Annotated in this window: 16 protein-coding genes; 6 read left to right on the top strand and 10 right to left on the bottom strand. The window is 59.8% G+C overall.

Annotation, left to right across the window (positions count from 1 at the left end; translation table 11 throughout):
- Window positions 1-28: 28 nt before the first annotated feature.
- Entirely contained in the window at window positions 29-1,504 is a 1,476-nt protein-coding gene (locus tag HMPREF9237_RS09215) for a xylulokinase (RefSeq protein ID WP_016442276.1), read from the bottom strand.
- Between the two features lie 177 nt (window positions 1,505-1,681).
- On the opposite strand from HMPREF9237_RS09215, the gene HMPREF9237_RS09210 reads away from it, so the two are divergent.
- From HMPREF9237_RS09210 to HMPREF9237_RS03100, 4 genes are all read left to right on the top strand, one after another.
- The gene (locus tag HMPREF9237_RS09210; protein ID WP_016442275.1) at window positions 1,682-2,932 is read left to right on the top strand and encodes an ROK family transcriptional regulator; all 1,251 of its coding nucleotides are present in this window, start codon (window positions 1,682-1,684) and stop codon (window positions 2,930-2,932) included.
- A gap of 129 nt (window positions 2,933-3,061) precedes the next feature.
- Window positions 3,062-4,117, top strand: coding sequence for an aldose 1-epimerase (locus HMPREF9237_RS03110; RefSeq protein ID WP_016442274.1), 1,056 nt, complete (start codon window positions 3,062-3,064; stop codon window positions 4,115-4,117).
- 92 nt (window positions 4,118-4,209) lie between these two features.
- Window positions 4,210-4,884, top strand: coding sequence for a DUF6318 family protein (locus HMPREF9237_RS03105; protein ID WP_306471241.1), 675 nt, complete (start codon window positions 4,210-4,212; stop codon window positions 4,882-4,884).
- Window positions 4,884-5,807, top strand: coding sequence for a hypothetical protein (locus HMPREF9237_RS03100; RefSeq protein WP_016442272.1), 924 nt, complete (start codon window positions 4,884-4,886; stop codon window positions 5,805-5,807). The genes HMPREF9237_RS03105 and HMPREF9237_RS03100 overlap by 1 nt, the downstream gene beginning before the upstream one ends.
- 112 nt (window positions 5,808-5,919) lie before the next feature.
- On the opposite strand, the gene HMPREF9237_RS03095 is transcribed toward HMPREF9237_RS03100, so the two are convergent.
- From HMPREF9237_RS03095 to HMPREF9237_RS03075, 5 genes are all read right to left on the bottom strand, one after another.
- Window positions 5,920-8,523, bottom strand: coding sequence for an ATP-dependent Clp protease ATP-binding subunit (locus HMPREF9237_RS03095; RefSeq protein ID WP_016442271.1), 2,604 nt, complete (start codon window positions 8,521-8,523; stop codon window positions 5,920-5,922).
- Window positions 8,524-8,733: 210 nt separating this feature from the next.
- Window positions 8,734-9,201 carry a D-aminoacyl-tRNA deacylase gene (dtd, locus tag HMPREF9237_RS03090; RefSeq protein ID WP_016442270.1) on the bottom strand — a complete coding sequence of 156 codons (468 nt, stop codon included), beginning with the start codon at window positions 9,199-9,201 and terminating at the stop codon, window positions 8,734-8,736.
- Between the two features lie 62 nt (window positions 9,202-9,263).
- Window positions 9,264-9,605 (bottom strand): DUF2516 family protein, encoded by a 342-nt coding sequence (locus tag HMPREF9237_RS03085; protein ID WP_016442269.1) that lies wholly within the window; start codon window positions 9,603-9,605, stop codon window positions 9,264-9,266.
- A gap of 52 nt (window positions 9,606-9,657) precedes the next feature.
- The gene (locus HMPREF9237_RS03080) at window positions 9,658-10,689 is read right to left on the bottom strand and encodes a hypothetical protein (RefSeq protein ID WP_016442268.1); all 1,032 of its coding nucleotides are present in this window, start codon (window positions 10,687-10,689) and stop codon (window positions 9,658-9,660) included.
- Window positions 10,686-11,312: an FABP family protein gene (locus HMPREF9237_RS03075; protein WP_016442267.1), complete on the bottom strand. Its 627-nt coding sequence runs from the start codon at window positions 11,310-11,312 to the stop codon at window positions 10,686-10,688. The genes HMPREF9237_RS03080 and HMPREF9237_RS03075 overlap by 4 nt, the downstream gene beginning before the upstream one ends.
- A gap of 383 nt (window positions 11,313-11,695) precedes the next feature.
- Between HMPREF9237_RS03075 and HMPREF9237_RS03070 the strand changes: the two genes are divergently transcribed.
- Together HMPREF9237_RS03070 and HMPREF9237_RS03065 are read left to right on the top strand one after the other, a co-directional pair.
- Window positions 11,696-12,322 (top strand): DUF47 domain-containing protein, encoded by a 627-nt coding sequence (locus tag HMPREF9237_RS03070; RefSeq protein ID WP_016442266.1) that lies wholly within the window; start codon window positions 11,696-11,698, stop codon window positions 12,320-12,322.
- 2 nt (window positions 12,323-12,324) lie between these two features.
- Window positions 12,325-13,335 carry an inorganic phosphate transporter gene (locus HMPREF9237_RS03065; protein ID WP_016442265.1) on the top strand — a complete coding sequence of 337 codons (1,011 nt, stop codon included), beginning with the start codon at window positions 12,325-12,327 and terminating at the stop codon, window positions 13,333-13,335.
- Here HMPREF9237_RS03065 and HMPREF9237_RS09805 read toward each other — a convergent pair.
- The 4 genes from HMPREF9237_RS09805 to pstC all read right to left on the bottom strand — a co-directional run bounded on the left by HMPREF9237_RS09805 (window position 13,332) and on the right by pstC (window position 16,570).
- Window positions 13,332-13,463 carry a hypothetical protein gene (locus HMPREF9237_RS09805; RefSeq protein WP_269208111.1) on the bottom strand — a complete coding sequence of 44 codons (132 nt, stop codon included), beginning with the start codon at window positions 13,461-13,463 and terminating at the stop codon, window positions 13,332-13,334. The genes HMPREF9237_RS03065 and HMPREF9237_RS09805 overlap by 4 nt on opposite strands.
- Before the next feature lie 70 nt (window positions 13,464-13,533).
- Window positions 13,534-14,313 carry a phosphate ABC transporter ATP-binding protein PstB gene (gene pstB, locus HMPREF9237_RS03060; RefSeq protein ID WP_016442263.1) on the bottom strand — a complete coding sequence of 260 codons (780 nt, stop codon included), beginning with the start codon at window positions 14,311-14,313 and terminating at the stop codon, window positions 13,534-13,536.
- Between the two features lie 23 nt (window positions 14,314-14,336).
- On the bottom strand, window positions 14,337-15,446 hold the full coding sequence (gene pstA, locus HMPREF9237_RS03055) for a phosphate ABC transporter permease PstA (protein WP_231366658.1): 1,110 nt from the start codon (window positions 15,444-15,446) through the stop codon (window positions 14,337-14,339).
- An 11-nt stretch (window positions 15,447-15,457) separates the two neighbouring features.
- Window positions 15,458-16,570, bottom strand: a complete 1,113-nt coding sequence (gene pstC / locus HMPREF9237_RS03050) for a phosphate ABC transporter permease subunit PstC (protein WP_016442261.1) — start codon at window positions 16,568-16,570, stop codon at window positions 15,458-15,460.
- Window positions 16,571-16,572: the final 2 nt, after the last annotated feature.

Raw genomic sequence — 16,572 nt, 5'->3', positions numbered from 1 at the left:
CTTTCCCGGATCTATTGAAGATAGACAGTCATCTGACCGTTGCAAGATATTTTTCTGCAACCTCCTCAAATCTCTCGATAATAAAAGAGTCGTGTTTCGCTTGGTACTGAGACCGGAGACGTGGAGTCCATGCCGGAGGATCGTCTCCTCCCATATAAGTCCATGCCGCCTGTCGTGCCGCGCCATCGGCTGAGTAAGCTGAATACTCAGGAACGCTCACAGGTAAACCGAGCACTGATGCGGCTATCCGGCGCATAGCTGGCGTACGCGACGCCCCACCTACCAGTGTTATACCGGTAACCTCCACACCAAGCCTTCGAAATGCGGAAAGACCTCGAGCTACACTCGCTACGATTCCTTCATATGCCGCACGCGCGAGATTCGGCGCCGTGAGGTTTCGTGATGACACTCCCAAAACCGCTCCCATTCCTTCCGGAAGCCGCGGATTTCGCTCTCCCGCGAAATATGGAATCACCACAAGGCCTTCCGCCCCAGGCGCGGCATTAAGTGCGGCACGTGAGAGTTCCTCTAGCGTCATTCCAAGTAGAAGGGCAACGTCATCGAGAACACGGCTCGCATTAAGCATTCCGACTAAAGGAAGATACCGTCCAGTCGCATCCGCGAAACCAGTAACCTGACCAGTCCTGTCCTTAATCGGACTGTCCGAAACCAAGGAAGTAACACCAGAAGTTCCTATAGAAACACACACCTCACCGGGAGGTAAATCCAGCCCCAGCGCCGTGGCTGCGTTGTCAGCGCATCCGGGACCCAAAACGATTGCCTCGCCTTTAGAATTCAGTTCTCCTACAGATTCTGCTTTTCCAACAACACGTGGCAAAACGAGTCTCTTAGATAATTCACTTCTTGCCGCCAAGTCAATTAGGTCGTTGCGGTACTCGTTCTTTTCCGCGCAGTAGTAACCGGTGCCCGAAGCCTCCGAGCGGTCTGTAACGAGTTCCCGAATATCCCGCTTTTTCTCTAGGCCGTCTCGGGAGTCGTCAGCACCCATAAGTTGCCACGTGAGCCAATCATGAGGCAATGCAATGGCACATAACTGTTTGAATAGCTGAGGCTCATGATCAACGAACCACCTCAGCTTCGAAACTGTCAACGACGAAACTGGCACGCTTCCGACGCTGTCAGCCCACAGCTTACGTCCCTCAGAAACATCGCCTCGGCCTAATTCTCTAATCAGATCTTCGGCATCTTCCTTGGAGCGATTATCGTTCCAAAGAATCGCTTGACGCAGGACATTCCCGTCAGCGCCTAGACCAACGAAACCATGCTGCTGTCCGGCAACAGACATCGCCACTACATCATCTAATCCGCCAGCAAGTTCGACCGCTGAACGATATGCTTCCATCCATGTCCGCGGATTGGTCTCTGTCTTAGTGCGGAAAGATGCAGTTGCGCCGCGAACCAGCTCACCCGTTTCCAGATCACGAATTACTACGTGGCAGGAACGTGTAGACAAGTCAATACCAGCGACATTGCTCTTTTTCATTGCACCTCCAACCCCAGCGTTAGATTTTGTTGCTGTTTGCAATATACCCGTCCAGTTGCATTAAATGCAACAATGCGCACGTCGACACTTCTGTGTCACGCGCCACAAGTTCGGCTGATAGCGTCCTCTATCATTAAGTGGTGATCAACCCTTTCGGAACATCTACGGAGACTTGCTGTGCGAAAAGCTGCTGAGACCTCTCACGGTGCTGTCCGCAACCAAAATTTAGCTTCTTTAGCAAGCCGGATTATCTTCACCAATTCAGCCCCATCAAGGGCGGATCTAGCCCGCTCAACCGGATTAAATCGGTCCACTATTTCACGACTAGTTGACGAGCTTGTTAACCGTGATATCGTGCGGGAAAACGAAGTTTATGTCTCTGGCCCTGGCAGGCCCGGGGCGCCCTTAACGCCAGCCCCAAGAACATACTGCGCCCTCGGGATCAATGTTTCCGCTGAAGCGGTAGAGGCATCTCTAATAGATCTGACGGGAAACGTGCTGATCGAACGACTAATTGACATGCCCCCAGACTCAACCTCTCAAACCCTCGATGATATTGCCGCAATTCTGCGATCCGTATCAACGCAATGCAACGTTGCCGGACTCTCGCTCAAGGAAGTTGTAATCACGTTTCCCGGAATCGTAGATCCAGCCACCTCCACCGTAGTAAATTCCACCCCCCTCGGTTGGATAAACGTCGAATTATCTCGAATTGTCGAGGGAATAATTGATTGCAATATCGTCATTTCCAATTCCACAACAGCGGGAGCGAGCGCAGAAACGGTCTATCTTCACCGTAATGACGAGCAGCTTGATAATTTTCTTTACGTCAACCTCGATTCAGGCATCGGCGCCGTACATATATTGGACGGAGCACTTTCACCCGATAGCACCGGCTGGAGTGGGTCTTTAGGCCACATCTACGTTTCGGATCAAGCACGCATTTGCACCTGCGGACAAAACGGCTGTCTTGAGGCATTTGCTACCAGATCTGCAATTGTTGCAGCCAGCAACCTACCGACTGAAACAACGATTGGAACCCTTGTTTCCTTGCTTAAGCGAAACGAAACCCCTGTTACCAAAGTGGTCAAGGAAGTAGCTACCCTAATCGGCCGAGCAGCTGCTAGCGCAATTAATCTGATCCACTCCCCTACTTTGATTTTTGGCGGGCAACTCGCCGATATTTACGATTTTTTGCTCCCTAATATCCAAAAGGAAATTAGTTCCCGCGTGATTTGGAGTGGTCAGGCCCCTTTGGATATCCGGGCGACCCTCGCTCGGGGAGCACCTCTTTCCCGCGGCGCTGCCTGGTTAGCAATCGCCAACTTCTTAGGAAGGCCCGAAACCTGGGATAGGGAGCACACAGATCACGACAATCCGGTAGATGCCTCTTCACTGCCAGAAATCCAGTTAAATATCGACACATAATCCATTTACTGAGTAGACGCCAAGGCCCGCCTACCCGACTTTGGCGCGTACCCTGGAGAACGTGGGAAGCTAAAGGAGGCGCCCGCAGCTGCGGCGTCGTCGTACCCGGACTTACGAGGAAGAAGGACCATGATCGTCACCACTGAACGCGTGTGCGCGGGCCGCACCGTTACGCTGCGCGCGGCCACTCGCGGCGCCACCCTGCTCAGCTATCGCCTGGGCGATACCGAGATCATCGACGGCTACCGCGATCCTGTTGAGCTGCGTGAGCTCAACGGTTTTCGCAGTGCCGTGCTGGTGCCGTGGTCCAATCGCATCCGCGAAGGGCGCTACCCGACCGCGCTCTATCACGGCGAGGATCCAGCCGTGCGCGCTAAACTCCACGCCAATATTCCTGTAAGCGGTGTTCATAGCGTGCCGGCCCCGATTCCTGAGGCTGAAGCCGGCCTGCACGGCCTGGTCACTACCCGGGAGTTCGAGGTTATTCGCGCAGGCGACGGCGTTCTCGAGTTCGCCACCCGCGTGGATGCAAACGGTGTTTACACCTTCGAGCTTGCCGTAAACATTGTTTACAGCATTGGTGCCGACGGCTCCTTGCACGTGCGTCTACGCGCCGAGAACCTCAGCGAAGTAGCGGCCCCGGTCGCTCTCGGCTGGCATCCGTATTTCCGGCTCGCCGGTCCGCTGGCGGAGGCACGCCTGAGCCTGGACTGCCGCGCGCGTATCGCCACCGATACCACGCTTATTCCGTACGACGGCGCCGGCGCTTTCGCGCCGTGCGAGCCGCTCGCGCACTCCCCCATCGACCCGGCCACGGATTGGGCCTACGCGCAGCTTGCCGATGACGCCGGACCGGATGCGGGTGCTGTCGGCGCTGGCGGAGGTGCGGACGGTAGCGCGGACGGAAACGGTGGCGCCGGGACTAGCTGGAATGTGGCACGCCTGCACACCGGGGATCGCGAAGTAGCCCTGTGGGCACGCCTGGGCGACTGGCCTTCGAAGAATTTCCATATTTTTGCTGGCGCCGGGCTGGCGCGCGACGCCGGGCAGGCGGTAGCTATGGAGCCGTGCCAGGCGCTCCCCAATGCTTTCAATCGCGCCGAAGGCCGTGAAATGTTGCTGGAGCCGGGAGCGTGCCGCGAGCTCGAAGCGCGGGTTGTGGTGACGGAGACGGGTACCGCGTAGCTGAGCCGGCACAAGCTGTGGATGACACGCCGCTACGAGTCCTCCTGTGGATAGGCTCTGGGCGGGTGCAACGCGACTGTTAACGTGGCGCCATGAACGTACTCATAACCGGGCGCCGTGCCGGAATTCTTGCCAGCCTCTGTTTCCTTCTCAGCAGCTGTGGGGCAGGGGCAGGCGCGCCTCCCCCTGGGCTCTCCCCCGGTAACTTTTCCGGAATGCCTGCTGCTAGCTCCGCCCCACCCGCTGCGAACTCACCCTCGTCTACCATCAGTTCTGGCTCTGTCGCGCCCTCAGTTCCCCCATCCTCTCCCCCCACCTGGCCGGTCCAGATTCCAGTGCCCGCACCACCCGCCCAGATGTCCGAAGATTCCGTAGCGGGAGCCATCGCGGCCGGGCAGTATCTTTTCACCCTCCTCGATTACGCAACTATCACCGGCGATATCGCGCCCCTCTCCCCACTGGCCGGAGAACAATGCGATTGGTGCCAACACCAGATCGCGAAACGTGAAGAAACTGATTTCCGGCCCCGGCAAGCCACCGTTTTTAGTTTTAGCGATGCGCGGGGGCGCTGGAATGATCCCATAGCCGCCTATACCGTGCAGTTCTCCGTTTCCCATCCACCCAATCCAGTGATGAACCGCAAAGGCGCCGAAAAAACAGATCGTGCCGAAGAATTCTTTGTGACCATGCGGATTTTCCGCTCCGGTAGTAACTGGATCGTCGATGCGGTGGGGATGAACGATGACATTTTGGATGGAGGCGTGTGATGAGGCCATACACCAACCCCAGGTTCAGACCGCGCTGGTTCCTGCGCGCCTTCATCGTAGGCGTGGTCGCAGTGATATGCCTTGGCTCGTGCACGGTGAGCGCTCCGGCCCTCGCCCGCGAATATGCGGATGGTGAGGAACGCATTTACACCGCCCGCACCGATGCCGGCGGAGTGACCGTGGAAGGTCAGGTGAGTTACACCAGGCGTTCGCCCGGCGAGGCAGCCGGAGTGTCATCAAGCTCAGGTGCCCTTGCCAGCGGGAGCGCCGGACTCTCCAGCGGGCCTTATGGCCTGCCGTGGTCGCGCGGTGCACTAGTAGCCGCGGTGCGTGATGCGTCTCTACCGGGCCATGTGCGCGGCGCGGCAGGAATTCTCAGTTGGATACTGGGTAATGGCACTCCTCCGGCCGGCACTCAAGCGGGAGCGCCTCCCACCCCCGCGCAGCTGGAAAGGCTTATCCACACGGAAAGTATCCGGATCGCGGTAGCGAGCGCTGAGGCGCGGATGGAACCGGCGCGCGGCTGGGTGGCGATCAACTACCCTGTTCGCCTGCATTATTCCGCTCCGGCTCAACGGCATCCGGTTGTAGTGCTCGGCGCGGAGGTTGTTATTGACCTGATTCCCGTGCGGGCAACTTGGGAGGTGCCCAGCGCGGAAAGCACAGCCGCAAGAAACTCCGGAAACGCCACGCCCAGCGGCTCGCTCCCCGCTCACTCAGCACAGCTCATCCCGGCCCGCCAGCCCTTTACGGAAGTTATGTACCGCCAGGCCAATGAGGAGGTGAAAGCCACGCTCGTCATGGAGTGGGAGGTGCACTACACCGTTGCCGGGCAGCGCCGCACGGTATCGGAGTTGCTCACTACCCGCTCCGAAACAACCCCGGTGATAACGCGAGAGCTCGAAGCGCACCTGATCGGTTAGCTTCGAGCTCTCGGTATCAGCTATTCCTTGCTAGCGGCCCTAGCCGGTGCCTGAGCGTGGCCGCCCCTAATGTGGGGCTTTAGCTCGCGGCCCCGCTTGGGACGCAGCAATCCTAGTTCGCTGCGGCCAGGCCACCTCCGGAAGTCGGCGCGCCGGCACCGGCTACCGACCCGCCGCTGGGGCGAGTATTCACCCCGGAAGCCAAGCCTTCCATTTGCGCCGGTTCTTCGGCTTCGATCACACCATCCGGTAGCGGCTGGTCGGGCGACTGGCCGGTGAAGGTGAAGGACATCGGAATATTTTCCTTATCCACATCCACCACGATGATGTCCCCCTTGGCGAATTCGCCATAGAGCAGCTTCTCGGAGAGCACATCTTCCACGTCACGCTGGATGGCGCGGCGCAGCGGGCGTGCCCCGAGCACCGGATCGTAACCACGATCCGCCAAGAGTTCCTTCGCATCCTTCGTCAGGGCGATCGACAGGTTCTGATCCCGCAGGCGCTTATCCAGCTTGCCGATCATCAGATCCACAATCTGGAGGATTTCCGGGCGGCCCAGCTGCGGGAAGACGATAATGTCATCCACGCGGTTGAGGAATTCGGGCCGGAAATTGTTCTTGAGTTCTTCCGCAACCTTCGTCTTCATGCGCTCGTAGGAAGACGTGGTATCGGCATCGAACTGGAAACCAGTTTGCACACCCTTCGCGATATCCTTCGTACCCAGATTGGTAGTCATGATGATGATGGTGTTCTTAAAGTCCACCACCCGGCCTTGTGCATCCGTGAGGCGCCCTTCTTCCAAGATTTGGAGAAGAGAATTGAAGAGATCCGCGTGGGCCTTCTCAATTTCGTCAAAGAGCACCACGGAGAAAGGCTTGCGCCGCACTTTCTCGGTGAGCTGGCCGCCTTCTTCATAACCCACATATCCCGGAGGAGCACCGAAGAGCCGCGAAACGGTGTGCTTCTCCGAATATTCGGACATGTCCAAAGTGATCAGCGCGGATTCATCCCCGAAAAGGAATTCCGCGAGTGCCTTGGCGAGCTCGGTTTTCCCCACACCGGTAGGCCCGGCGAAAATGAAAGAGCCACCGGGGCGGTTCGGGTCCTTGAGTCCCGCGCGGGTACGGCGAATTGCCTGGGAAAGCGCGGTCACGGCTTCATGCTGGCCGATAACCCGCTTATGCAGCTCGTCTTCCATACGCAGCAACTTCGCGGACTCCGCTTCGGTGAGCTTGAAGACCGGGATACCGGTAGACATGGAGAGCACCTCGGTGATGAGATCTTCATCCACCACCGAGACGACGTCCATATCCCCGTCCTTCCAAGCCTGCTCACGGGCATCGCGTTCTTCACCGAGCTTCTGCTCTTCATCACGCAGGCCAGCGGCCTTCTCAAAGTCCTGGGCGTCAATAGCCGCTTCCTTAGCGCGGCGCGTGGAGGCGATTTTATCGTCCAGCTCGCGCAGCTCCGGCGGCGCGGTCATCTTACGGATGGCCAGGCGCGCCCCCGCTTCGTCGATGAGGTCAATGGCCTTATCGGGAAGGAAGCGGTCGTTAATATACCGATCCGCCAGGGTGGCGGCCGCCTCCAGGGCGTCGTCGGTAATAGTCACGCGGTGGTAGGACTCGTACCGGTCCCGCAAACCACGCAAAATATCAATGGTTTGTTCCACGGTGGGTTGTTCCACCTGGATGGGCTGGAAGCGGCGCTCAAGCGCGGCATCCTTTTCAATGTACTTACGGTATTCATCGAGGGTGGTTGCCCCGATGACCTGGAGTTCCCCGCGGGCCAGCATCGGCTTGAGCAGCGAGGCGGCATCCAGGGCACCTTCCGCGGCACCCGCACCCACCAGGGTATGGATTTCGTCAATGAAAAGAATAATATCCCCGCGGGTATTAACTTCCTTGAGGATCTTCTTCATGCGTTCCTCGAAGTCGCCGCGGTAGCGCGAACCAGCCACGAGGGAACCCATATCCAGGGAATACAGCTGCTTATCCTTGAGGGTTTCCGGCACATTACCCGCGGCGATGGACTGGGCCAGGCCCTCGACCACCGCGGTTTTACCCACGCCGGGTTCCCCGATCAGCACCGGGTTATTCTTGGTGCGCCGGGAAAGCACCTGCATAACCCGCTCGGTTTCGGTATGCCGGCCGATCACGGGATCAAGCTTGTGGTCACGCGCGGCGGCCGTGAGGTTACGCCCGTACTGATCCAGAATCGTGGAGCCGGCCTTGGTGCCTTCACGCGGGCCCCCACCCACCCCAACGGCTTCCTTACCTTGGAAACCGGAGATGAGCTGGCTGACCTGGTTCCGCACGGTGGGCATATCCGCACCGAGCTTGATGAGGACCTGCGCGGCAACACCATCCGCTTCGCGGGTGAGACCGAGGAGGAGATGTTCGGTTCCGATATAGGAGTGGCCCATCTGAAGCCCCTCACGCATCGCGAACTCAATGACCTTCTTGGCGCGCGGCGTGAAGGGAATATGACCCGAGGGTGGTTCCTGGCCTTCGCCGATAATATCGATGACCTGCGTCCGGACGGACTCAAGCGTCACCCCCAGGGCTTCCAAGGCCTTTGCGGCCACCCCTTCGCCCTCGCGAATGAGGCCGAGCAAGATATGTTCGGTCCCCAGGTAGTTGTGCTTGAGGTTCCGTGCCTCTTCCTGCGCGAGCACGATGACTCGCCGGGCGCGGTCAGTGAACCTTTCGAACATAACTCTCCTTGCACTTGCAATCTTCTAAAAGAGTAACGGCCCGCGGCCCGGGAGCCGTCCCCTGTTCGCCAGTGGCATGAGTGTGTGGCTCACATTTTGCTGAGGGAAAAAGCCGAATTAGCGCGGAAATCGCTGTTCTTGATGAGATTTCTGAGCTTATTTCACTATCCCTAGGCCCTTAGACCTAGGATTATGGGGCGCCGCGGCGAGTTAGGCGCTGGCCGGTTCCACCTCAACCAGGAGCGTAAAGGGGCCGTCATTAACGAGCTCCACATCCATCATGGCCCCAAATTGCCCGGTGGCTACCTCCAGCCCGTAGGTCTCCCGCAATTCGCGCACCACCGCCTCATAGAGCGGATCGGCAATTTCCCCGGGCGCGGCCTTGGACCACGAAGGCTTGCGGCCCTTACGCACATCCGCGTACAGAGTGAATTGCGAAACGAGCAGCACGGGAGCCTGCGCTTCTTCCGCGCTGCGCCGACTATTCGGCTCATCGGTTCCATCCGCGGCGCGCAGTACTTTCAGCTGCGCGATTTTCCGCGCGATTTTCTCCACTTCCGGGGCGCCATCCCCGTGCGTTACACCCAGGAGCACGCACAGTCCCGTGCCGATCTGCGAAATCACACTGCCGTCCACCGTGACGGATGCGCGCGTGACGCGCTGAATAACTGCTCGCATTCTTCCTCCTTCGTGGTGCGTGTAGTACGACGACGCAGCTAAGGGCCTGCGCTCACCCCGCTTTACCAGGACCCTTTCCCGCGCCCGCGCGAACCGCGGCGCGGCCCCATCCGCTGTTCTTCGGGACCCAGATAGTAGAGCGCGCCGTAAGCCGCCCCGAGCATGAGGAACGGCTGGAAAGGTAGGCGAATGGGTGTAAAAAGCACGATCCCCGTGACGAGAGCGCAGCCCAGCAGCACCCCGCTCCAGAACTTCTTATCCTTGCGGGCATAGCGAAAATCCGCATCCGGGCGGCGCAGACAAGCCACCAGCGCCCACACCATAAACGCGAGAATCGCCAGCTGGATCACAAAAAATATCCCGTTGCAGATATCTGTGACGAGCCGCAAGGTTGTTAGGTTCATAGTTCTCCGTCCTCGTGGTGAGCGTGGTGCTCGCCCTCATTCTAGTCACGGCCTACGACACTTTTTCGCCGCTTTCACGAATGGTCACCACAACGGGAGCGTGCGTAGGCAGAGGAATAGGTTCGACGCCGCAGCGGAATTCCCCTACCCGCACCGCGCCCAGCGCCGCTGGCTCCCTGATCAGCGCGAGGGCAAGCGGACCTTCTTCCCAATGCCGCACCGCCGACAGCACCGGGCCCACAACCACCCCCTCGGGCTGATTCGTTTCCGTTTCGACCGCCGCAATCCCGCTCGCCCCACCCGCACTCACCGCATCGGACCGCTCCGCGAGTACCGGCGTGCCAGCCTCGGGTAAGTCGGCCGCGTCCGGGCCTTCCAAATATAAGCAGGCCAGGCTCCGCCCGGCACCGCCGAGCTGGCGGGTACTCGCTTCTCCGGATTCGCGAGTGCTTACTTCCCGGGATGCGCAGCTGCCCGCTATCCCAGGTCCGTATATCTCAGTCGGGCCCGCCCCGGCGCGCGCCGCCCGGAACGGATCCGGGCGGCGCGCCGCGGCCCGATGCGCATCCCAGGCAAATAAACCTACCGGGCTCATGCCGGCCGCTTGCCCGGCCCGGGCAAGTACCTCAATATCCTCGACCAGGAGGATCACAATATCGCTATCCGGCCACCAGTCTTCCCAGAAAACAGCGGATAGCCCCGGCCGACCGTGCATGGCCGCACGGAGGCGCTCGGCTCCCTGCGTCGTCGTACCTATCGCGATATAGCTGGCCGGGCACATAGTGGAATGGATCCCACCCGGTGGACTCAAGAAAACATCTTCACGACTACCCGCACAGCGCAGCAGAGCACCACGAATCCGCCCCCGGCTATCGCATTCCAGCACTTCGCAGGCCCGATCAGCACCCGGGCAAGCCCTGCCGGCGCCGCGCAGCACCCGCCAGTGCGAGAGGTCCACGAAGCCGCGCCCGGCCTCCAGCTCGCGCTGCTCCACATAGGGATTGGTGTAAAAAGCAGCCACCCCGGCCGTGTCCCCTACCCCGGGAACCGCACCGGGCCAGCGCAGCAGCGGGCTGGGTTTCACGATTCCGGTTGCGCTTCGGATGGCGCAGACTTCGGCTCCGCTTCCGGGCAATCGCTCTGGCGCTGGAGGCGGCCGGCCATGTAGCTGCGCATCGGAACCCCGAAGGCGGCCATATCGTAAGCGTAGAAAAGCTCCGATTCCACGTAGCCACCCATGATTTGGCCGCCGGTATAGCTCGCGGCGGTGGGGGTGGCGGCGATGGCGTCCGCGACGATCTGGAATTGCGGGCCCTTAATGAAACCGGCCCAGGTCATGGCGTGGCCGGCGGAAGTGGCAATCATTCCCTCCAGCACGAAACGCCCCTCCGTCCCCTGGAGGTTATTCGGGGAAACGCGCAGGTAGCCTTCGAAGCTGGACCACAGCTGGCCTTTGGTGAGGGCCGCGTACATCCGCCCGCCGGGGACTTCGCGATCCACCGCCCCGGCCGGCTCTTGGGAAAGCCAGGTCGCGGAGCGCAACCGCAGGTAGGGGCCGTGGTCATCATTATCGATGCGCAATTCGTGAAGGTAACCGGCCGCGTCCACACCTTCGTATTCGAGAAGGCCAGCGCCGCGCCAGGTATCAACGAGCCACGCCATCGGATAGGTTTCCGGGCTGAGATTTTCAGGGATTGCAAAGACCATATGCTCAGGTTACCCGCCCCGGCCGGGTGCCGCCCAAAGATCCGGGCACGCGCGACCCGCGGCGGCCGGAGCCCATAGCTAGTGATATTTTCCCACGTCGGAGCGAAAAAGTCTTCATTTTTCACGCTTGGCCCGAAAGTCCGAGGAAAAGTTTCCGATTGCCCGTGCTCTTGTTATTCTGAAGCCACGGTGCCGGACCTTGAAAGCCCCGGGCTCCAACTAGCGCCGCTACGAGCGGCATTCGCGCCGTCAGGCGCTCTCAGGTCCGGCACCCTTTTCTTGCCCGATCTCACCGCCGCGCAATACACGTTTCGCCCCGTAATGAACTATCCTTGAAACGAGTCGTTCATCGATTGTTCATGTCCCCGAAACGAGGAATTCACGTGGGGTTATTCTCTAAATTCTCGCGTTCCACGCGGGTTTTCGACCTTATTGGCGCCCAGGCGGCGCATCTTCCCATTGCCGCCGCGGGCCTCGCGCAGCTCATGACCGCACCGGTTCACGAGCGCGGAGAGTTGCAACAGCAGCTGCACACCATCGAAAACAATGCAGATGAGTCAAATCACGCACTCCTCAAAGTGGTAAATAGGTCTTTCGTCCTCCCTTTCGACAGGGAGGATCTTTATGCCCTCACCACCGCTATCGATAATTGCGTGGACCTCATGGACGAGGTCGGGGAAAACGTGGCCTTTATGCGCCCCCTCACCCTCCCCGATAGCGCGCCGACGGTGGTGGATATTCTCAAGACCTGCGCCCGCCTCTCCTCGGATATTCTCGCGCATTTCAACCCCACTTCCCCGGATACTCGCGAATACTGGGTGGAAATTAACCAGCTGGAAAACAAGGGCGATTCCCTCTACCGTTCCACTCTCGCCTCGCTCTTTGAGAACGCCACCGATGCCATTGAATTGCTGCGCGTCAAACTGGTTGTGGACACTCTCGAGGACACCGTCGACGCTTTCGAGACGCTCGCCGCCGTGGTCGAGCGTATTGCCCTCAAGGAGTCCTGATTTTGTCCGAGTTGCTCTTTTTGGTGGGCACCGTCGTCGTCATTAGCCTCATTTTTGACTTCACTAACGGTTTTCACGACGCCGCGAATGCCATCGCCACCTCGGTAGCCACCCGTGCATTGACCCCCGGGGTGGCCCTCGCGATGGCAGCCGTCATGAACTTCCTCGGCGCGATGCTCGGCACGAAAGTAGCCGAAACAATCGGCTCCGGCATCGTTGATATTACCGAGCTGGAAAAAATAACCGGCCTCACCCTGGTACTCGGCGGACTGGCCGGCGCGATTGGCTGGAATCTTATTACCTGGTGGCGCGGGCTGCCCTCTTCTTCTTCGCATGCGCTTATCGGCGGGCTGGCCGGCGCCGGTATCGCCTCCCTGGCCACCGTGCATTGGACGGTTATTTTCGACCGTGTGGTGGTGCCGATGATCGTTTCCCCCGCGGTTGGTTTCCTGCTGGCCTATCTCATTATGAAAGTGGTGCTGCGCCTCCTCACGGAGGCTCCCTACCACACCACTATGCATCGCTTCCGTTACGCCCAGACGGTTTCCGCTGCCATGGTGGCCCTCGGGCACGGCCTCCAGGACGCCCAGAAAACAATGGGCGTGATCGTGCTGGCCCTCACGGCCGGCGGTTTCCACAATCTTGAAGACGGCATCCCCACCTGGGTGAAACTGGCCGCGGCCGCCGCGATTTCTTTGGGGACCGCGACCGGCGGTTTCCGCATTATGAAGACGCTCGGCTCAAAAATTATTGATTTGGATCCGGCTCGCGGTTTCGTTGCGGAAAGTGTAGCCGCCAGCGTTCTTTATACGACGGCGTTTGTATGGGCCGCCCCGATTTCCACCACGCATACCATCACCTGCGCCATCATGGGGGTCGGTGCCACGAAGCGACGTTCGGCAGTGCGCTGGTCCGTGGCCGGTAACATTGCCACCGCTTGGATCCTCACGATCCCGGCCGCCGGTGCCCTGGCAGCGGTTGCTACGTGGTTGCTGCGCCTGGTACTGATCTAGACGTATTTACGCATCTCCGCCCGGCCCGCGCTAACCCCGCGGGCGAGCACCACACCACGCGCACGCTGCACAGAGGTGAGGCGGCGGGCCGGTGCGGCGTCGTCGTACTTATATAGCATCCACAACATAACTGTGCCGCGCAGGATCATTCCCGCGCGGCACAGTTCGCAAGGTAAACAGCTAAGATTTAGCCGGTGTTTAACCGAAACGCCCGGAGACGTAATCTTCGGTTTCCTTATGGGTCGGGTTGGAGAAAATCTTCTCCGTCTGGTCGAACTCCACGAGGTGCCCGGGCTTGCCGGTCCCGGCAATATTGAAGAAGCCGGTCATTTCCGAGACGCGCGCAGCCTGCTGCATATTGTGCGTCACGATTACGATTGTGTATTCCTCTTTGAGGCTGTTCATGAGGTCCTCAATCGCGAGGGTGGAAATCGGGTCGAGGGCCGAACACGGTTCGTCCATGAGGAGCACCTCGGGCTTGACCGCGATGGCCCGGGCAATGCACAGGCGCTGCTGCTGGCCGCCGGAAAGCGAAGAACCCGGCTTATCGAGGCGGTCCTTCACTTCTTCCCAGAGGTTGGAGCCGCGCAGCGAACGCTCCACGATCTCATCCGCATCGGACTTCTTGATCTTCTGCGAATTGAGCCGCATCCCCGCCAGCACATTGTCACGAATCGACATGGTGGGGAAGGGATTGGCACGCTGGAAGACCATGCCCACGTGCTGGCGGACGGTTACCGGGTCCACGCCGGGGCCGTAGATATTATTACCGTCGATGAAGACGTCGCCGGTCACGTATGCGCCGTCGATCACTTCATGCATACGGTTGAGGGAACGCAAGAAGGTGGACTTGCCGCAACCGGACGGCCCGATGAGCGCGGTCACCGAATTCGGCTTAATATCCACATTGACGTTCTCCACGGCGAGGAAATCACCGTAGTAGATGTTCTCGTTACGAACACTAATTCCCTGAGGCACTGTTTTTCCTTTCGGCTGCCGCTTTAGCGGCCCTTCGGGGCGAAGATATGAGCAATCAAGCGCGCCAGCAAGTTGAATACCAGCACGATAAACACCAAGACGAGCGCGCCGCCCCAGGCCAGATCGAGGTTATTGGCCTTGAACTGCGAGTAAACGAAGACCGGCAACGTCATCATCGGACCGTTGAACAAGGAATAGTTGAACGTGTCCGAGACGGAGGCGGTAATCATCAGCGGGGCCGATTCGCCGATCACGCGGGCGATGGCGATCACGCAGCCGGAAACAATACCCGGCAGCGCGGTCCGCAGCACCACCTTGATAATAGTGCGGGACTTCGTCACTCCCAGCGCGTAGGACGCTTCGCGCAATTCATTGGAGACGATGCGCAGCATTTCTTCGGTATTGCGCACCACGATCGGCGTCATAAGAACAACAAGGGCGACGGCGCCCATGATGCCATTGCGGAACCCGAGCGCGGGGGCGAGCACCGGAACAATCGCCGCGGCAAAGAGACCGGCCACGATAGAAGGGATGCCCGTCATGATATCGACCAGGAAGGTCACCGAGCGCCCGAACCAGCCGCCCCTATTGTATTCCACCAGGTAGATGGCCGTCAGAACACCGAGCGGAATGGCGATGAGCGCCGTAATGCCGGTAATAATGAGCGTGCCCACGATGGCGTGGCCGAGACCGGGCTGAGCGCCGGGCAGGGACATGCCGAGGGTGGAATTATTGAGGAAGGAGTAGCTGAGAACCGGAAGGGCTTCCACGATCACCGTGTACAGCAGCGAGAGCAGTGGAAGAACCGCGAGCGCAAAAGCACTGGTGATGAGCACGGTTGCCATGCGGTTGGCGCCGCGGCGCGGGCCTTCTACCGCGTACCCGACAATGCGGATAACGAGGAAGAAGACAAGGAGTCCCACGAGGACCGCGCCGAAAAGTGAATCCGCTTTGAAACCGAAGTGGAAAAGTAGCCAGGAAGCCAGCATGCACACGATGAGCACGGCCCAGTTGAAGAACTTGGGCAGGCGCCCGTATTCGGAGGCGAAGATCGGCGTGCCTTCGCTGACAGCCGGCTCGACCGGAATAGCGTGCGCTCCGCCGTCGGGTTGGCTGGCGGGGGTCTGTGTCACGTCAGTACTCATTAGGCATTCGCTCCTGAGAATTCTGCGTACCGGGCCAGAACGCGCCGCGCCAACCAGTTGACCACGAAGGTCAGGGCGAAGAGCATGAGGCCGATACCGATAAGGACCTGGCGCTGCAGACCGGGATGAGCTTCAGGGAAGTTCAGGGCGATCTGGGAGGCGATGGTGGAGTGCTGGCCCGGGGAGAAGAGGTTGAAGTTCACCTGCAGACCCGCCGAGAGCACCATAAGGAGCGCCATCGTTTCGCCCAGGGCGCGCCCCAGGCCCAGCATAGCCGCGGAAACGATACCGGAACGCCCCACCGGGAGCACAGTCATCTTGATCATTTCCCAGCGGGTGGCGCCCAGGCCAAGGGCCGCTTCTTCCAGCAGCTTCGGCGTCTGGAGGAACACTTCACGGCACAGCGAGGTGATAATCGGGAGGATCATAATGGCCAGTACCAGGCCGCCCATCATGATGTTACGGGCCGGCGGAGTGAAAGCCACCAGGCTGGGCTGCAGGGGCCACCAGTCGAATTGGGCCAGTCCGCCTTCTTCACCCATGAAGGGAACGTGATCCACCCACCACTGGAGGGGCGGGGTGAGCACATTGGAGACCCATTCGAAAACGGGACGCACAATCGGTTCGAGAGTGCGGATGCCCCACAGGCCGAAAACCACCGAGGGAATGGCCGCGAGCAGGTCAATGATGTAACCGAGGACGGAGGCGAAGCGCCGGTGTGCGAAATGCGAAATGAACAGCGCAATCGCCACCGCGAAGGGCACAGCAAGGGCGAGAGCCAGGAGTGCGGAAAGCACGGTGCCGAAGAGGGCTGCCCCGGCGTACTGCCAGAATCCCATCCCCTTCGTGAAATCTGCTGTCCCTGAGATTTCTTCCTTACCGGCAATGAATGCCGGATATGACTCGAGGAGCAGGAAGATGAAAACGGCACCCAGGATGAGGATGATGAATGCTCCAGCACCGATGGCCAGGCCGTTGAAGGTAGTGTCTGCAACGCGGCGACGCGCGCGTTTGCTCGGGCGGGCCGGCACTGCAGTCTGACCCACCTCCGGGGAGGTTTCCTGAGCGTTACGCTCAAGAACCTCCCCGGCTGCGTTATCTCGTTCAGTCATAT

Origin of the sequence: Actinotignum schaalii FB123-CNA-2 (genome assembly GCF_000411135.1) — a bacterium.
Classification (GTDB): Bacteria; Actinomycetota; Actinomycetes; order Actinomycetales; family Actinomycetaceae; genus Actinotignum; species Actinotignum schaalii_A.
This window is presented reverse-complemented; position numbering and strand designations above follow the sequence as displayed.

Coding starts and splice junctions, on each gene's coding strand:
- HMPREF9237_RS09215 (WP_016442276.1), bottom strand. CDS start 1,504: ATGAAAAAGAGCAATGTCGCTGGTATTGACTTGTCTACACGTTCCTGC.
- HMPREF9237_RS03110 (WP_016442274.1), top strand. CDS start 3,062: ATGATCGTCACCACTGAACGCGTGTGCGCGGGCCGCACCGTTACGCTG.
- HMPREF9237_RS03105 (WP_306471241.1), top strand. CDS start 4,210: ATGAACGTACTCATAACCGGGCGCCGTGCCGGAATTCTTGCCAGCCTC.
- HMPREF9237_RS03100 (WP_016442272.1), top strand. CDS start 4,884: ATGAGGCCATACACCAACCCCAGGTTCAGACCGCGCTGGTTCCTGCGC.
- HMPREF9237_RS03095 (WP_016442271.1), bottom strand. CDS start 8,523: ATGTTCGAAAGGTTCACTGACCGCGCCCGGCGAGTCATCGTGCTCGCG.
- dtd (WP_016442270.1), bottom strand. CDS start 9,201: ATGCGAGCAGTTATTCAGCGCGTCACGCGCGCATCCGTCACGGTGGAC.
- HMPREF9237_RS03085 (WP_016442269.1), bottom strand. CDS start 9,605: ATGAACCTAACAACCTTGCGGCTCGTCACAGATATCTGCAACGGGATA.
- HMPREF9237_RS03075 (WP_016442267.1), bottom strand. CDS start 11,312: ATGGTCTTTGCAATCCCTGAAAATCTCAGCCCGGAAACCTATCCGATG.
- HMPREF9237_RS09805 (WP_269208111.1), bottom strand. CDS start 13,463: ATGTTGTGGATGCTATATAAGTACGACGACGCCGCACCGGCCCGCCGC.
- pstC (WP_016442261.1), bottom strand. CDS start 16,570: ATGACTGAACGAGATAACGCAGCCGGGGAGGTTCTTGAGCGTAACGCT.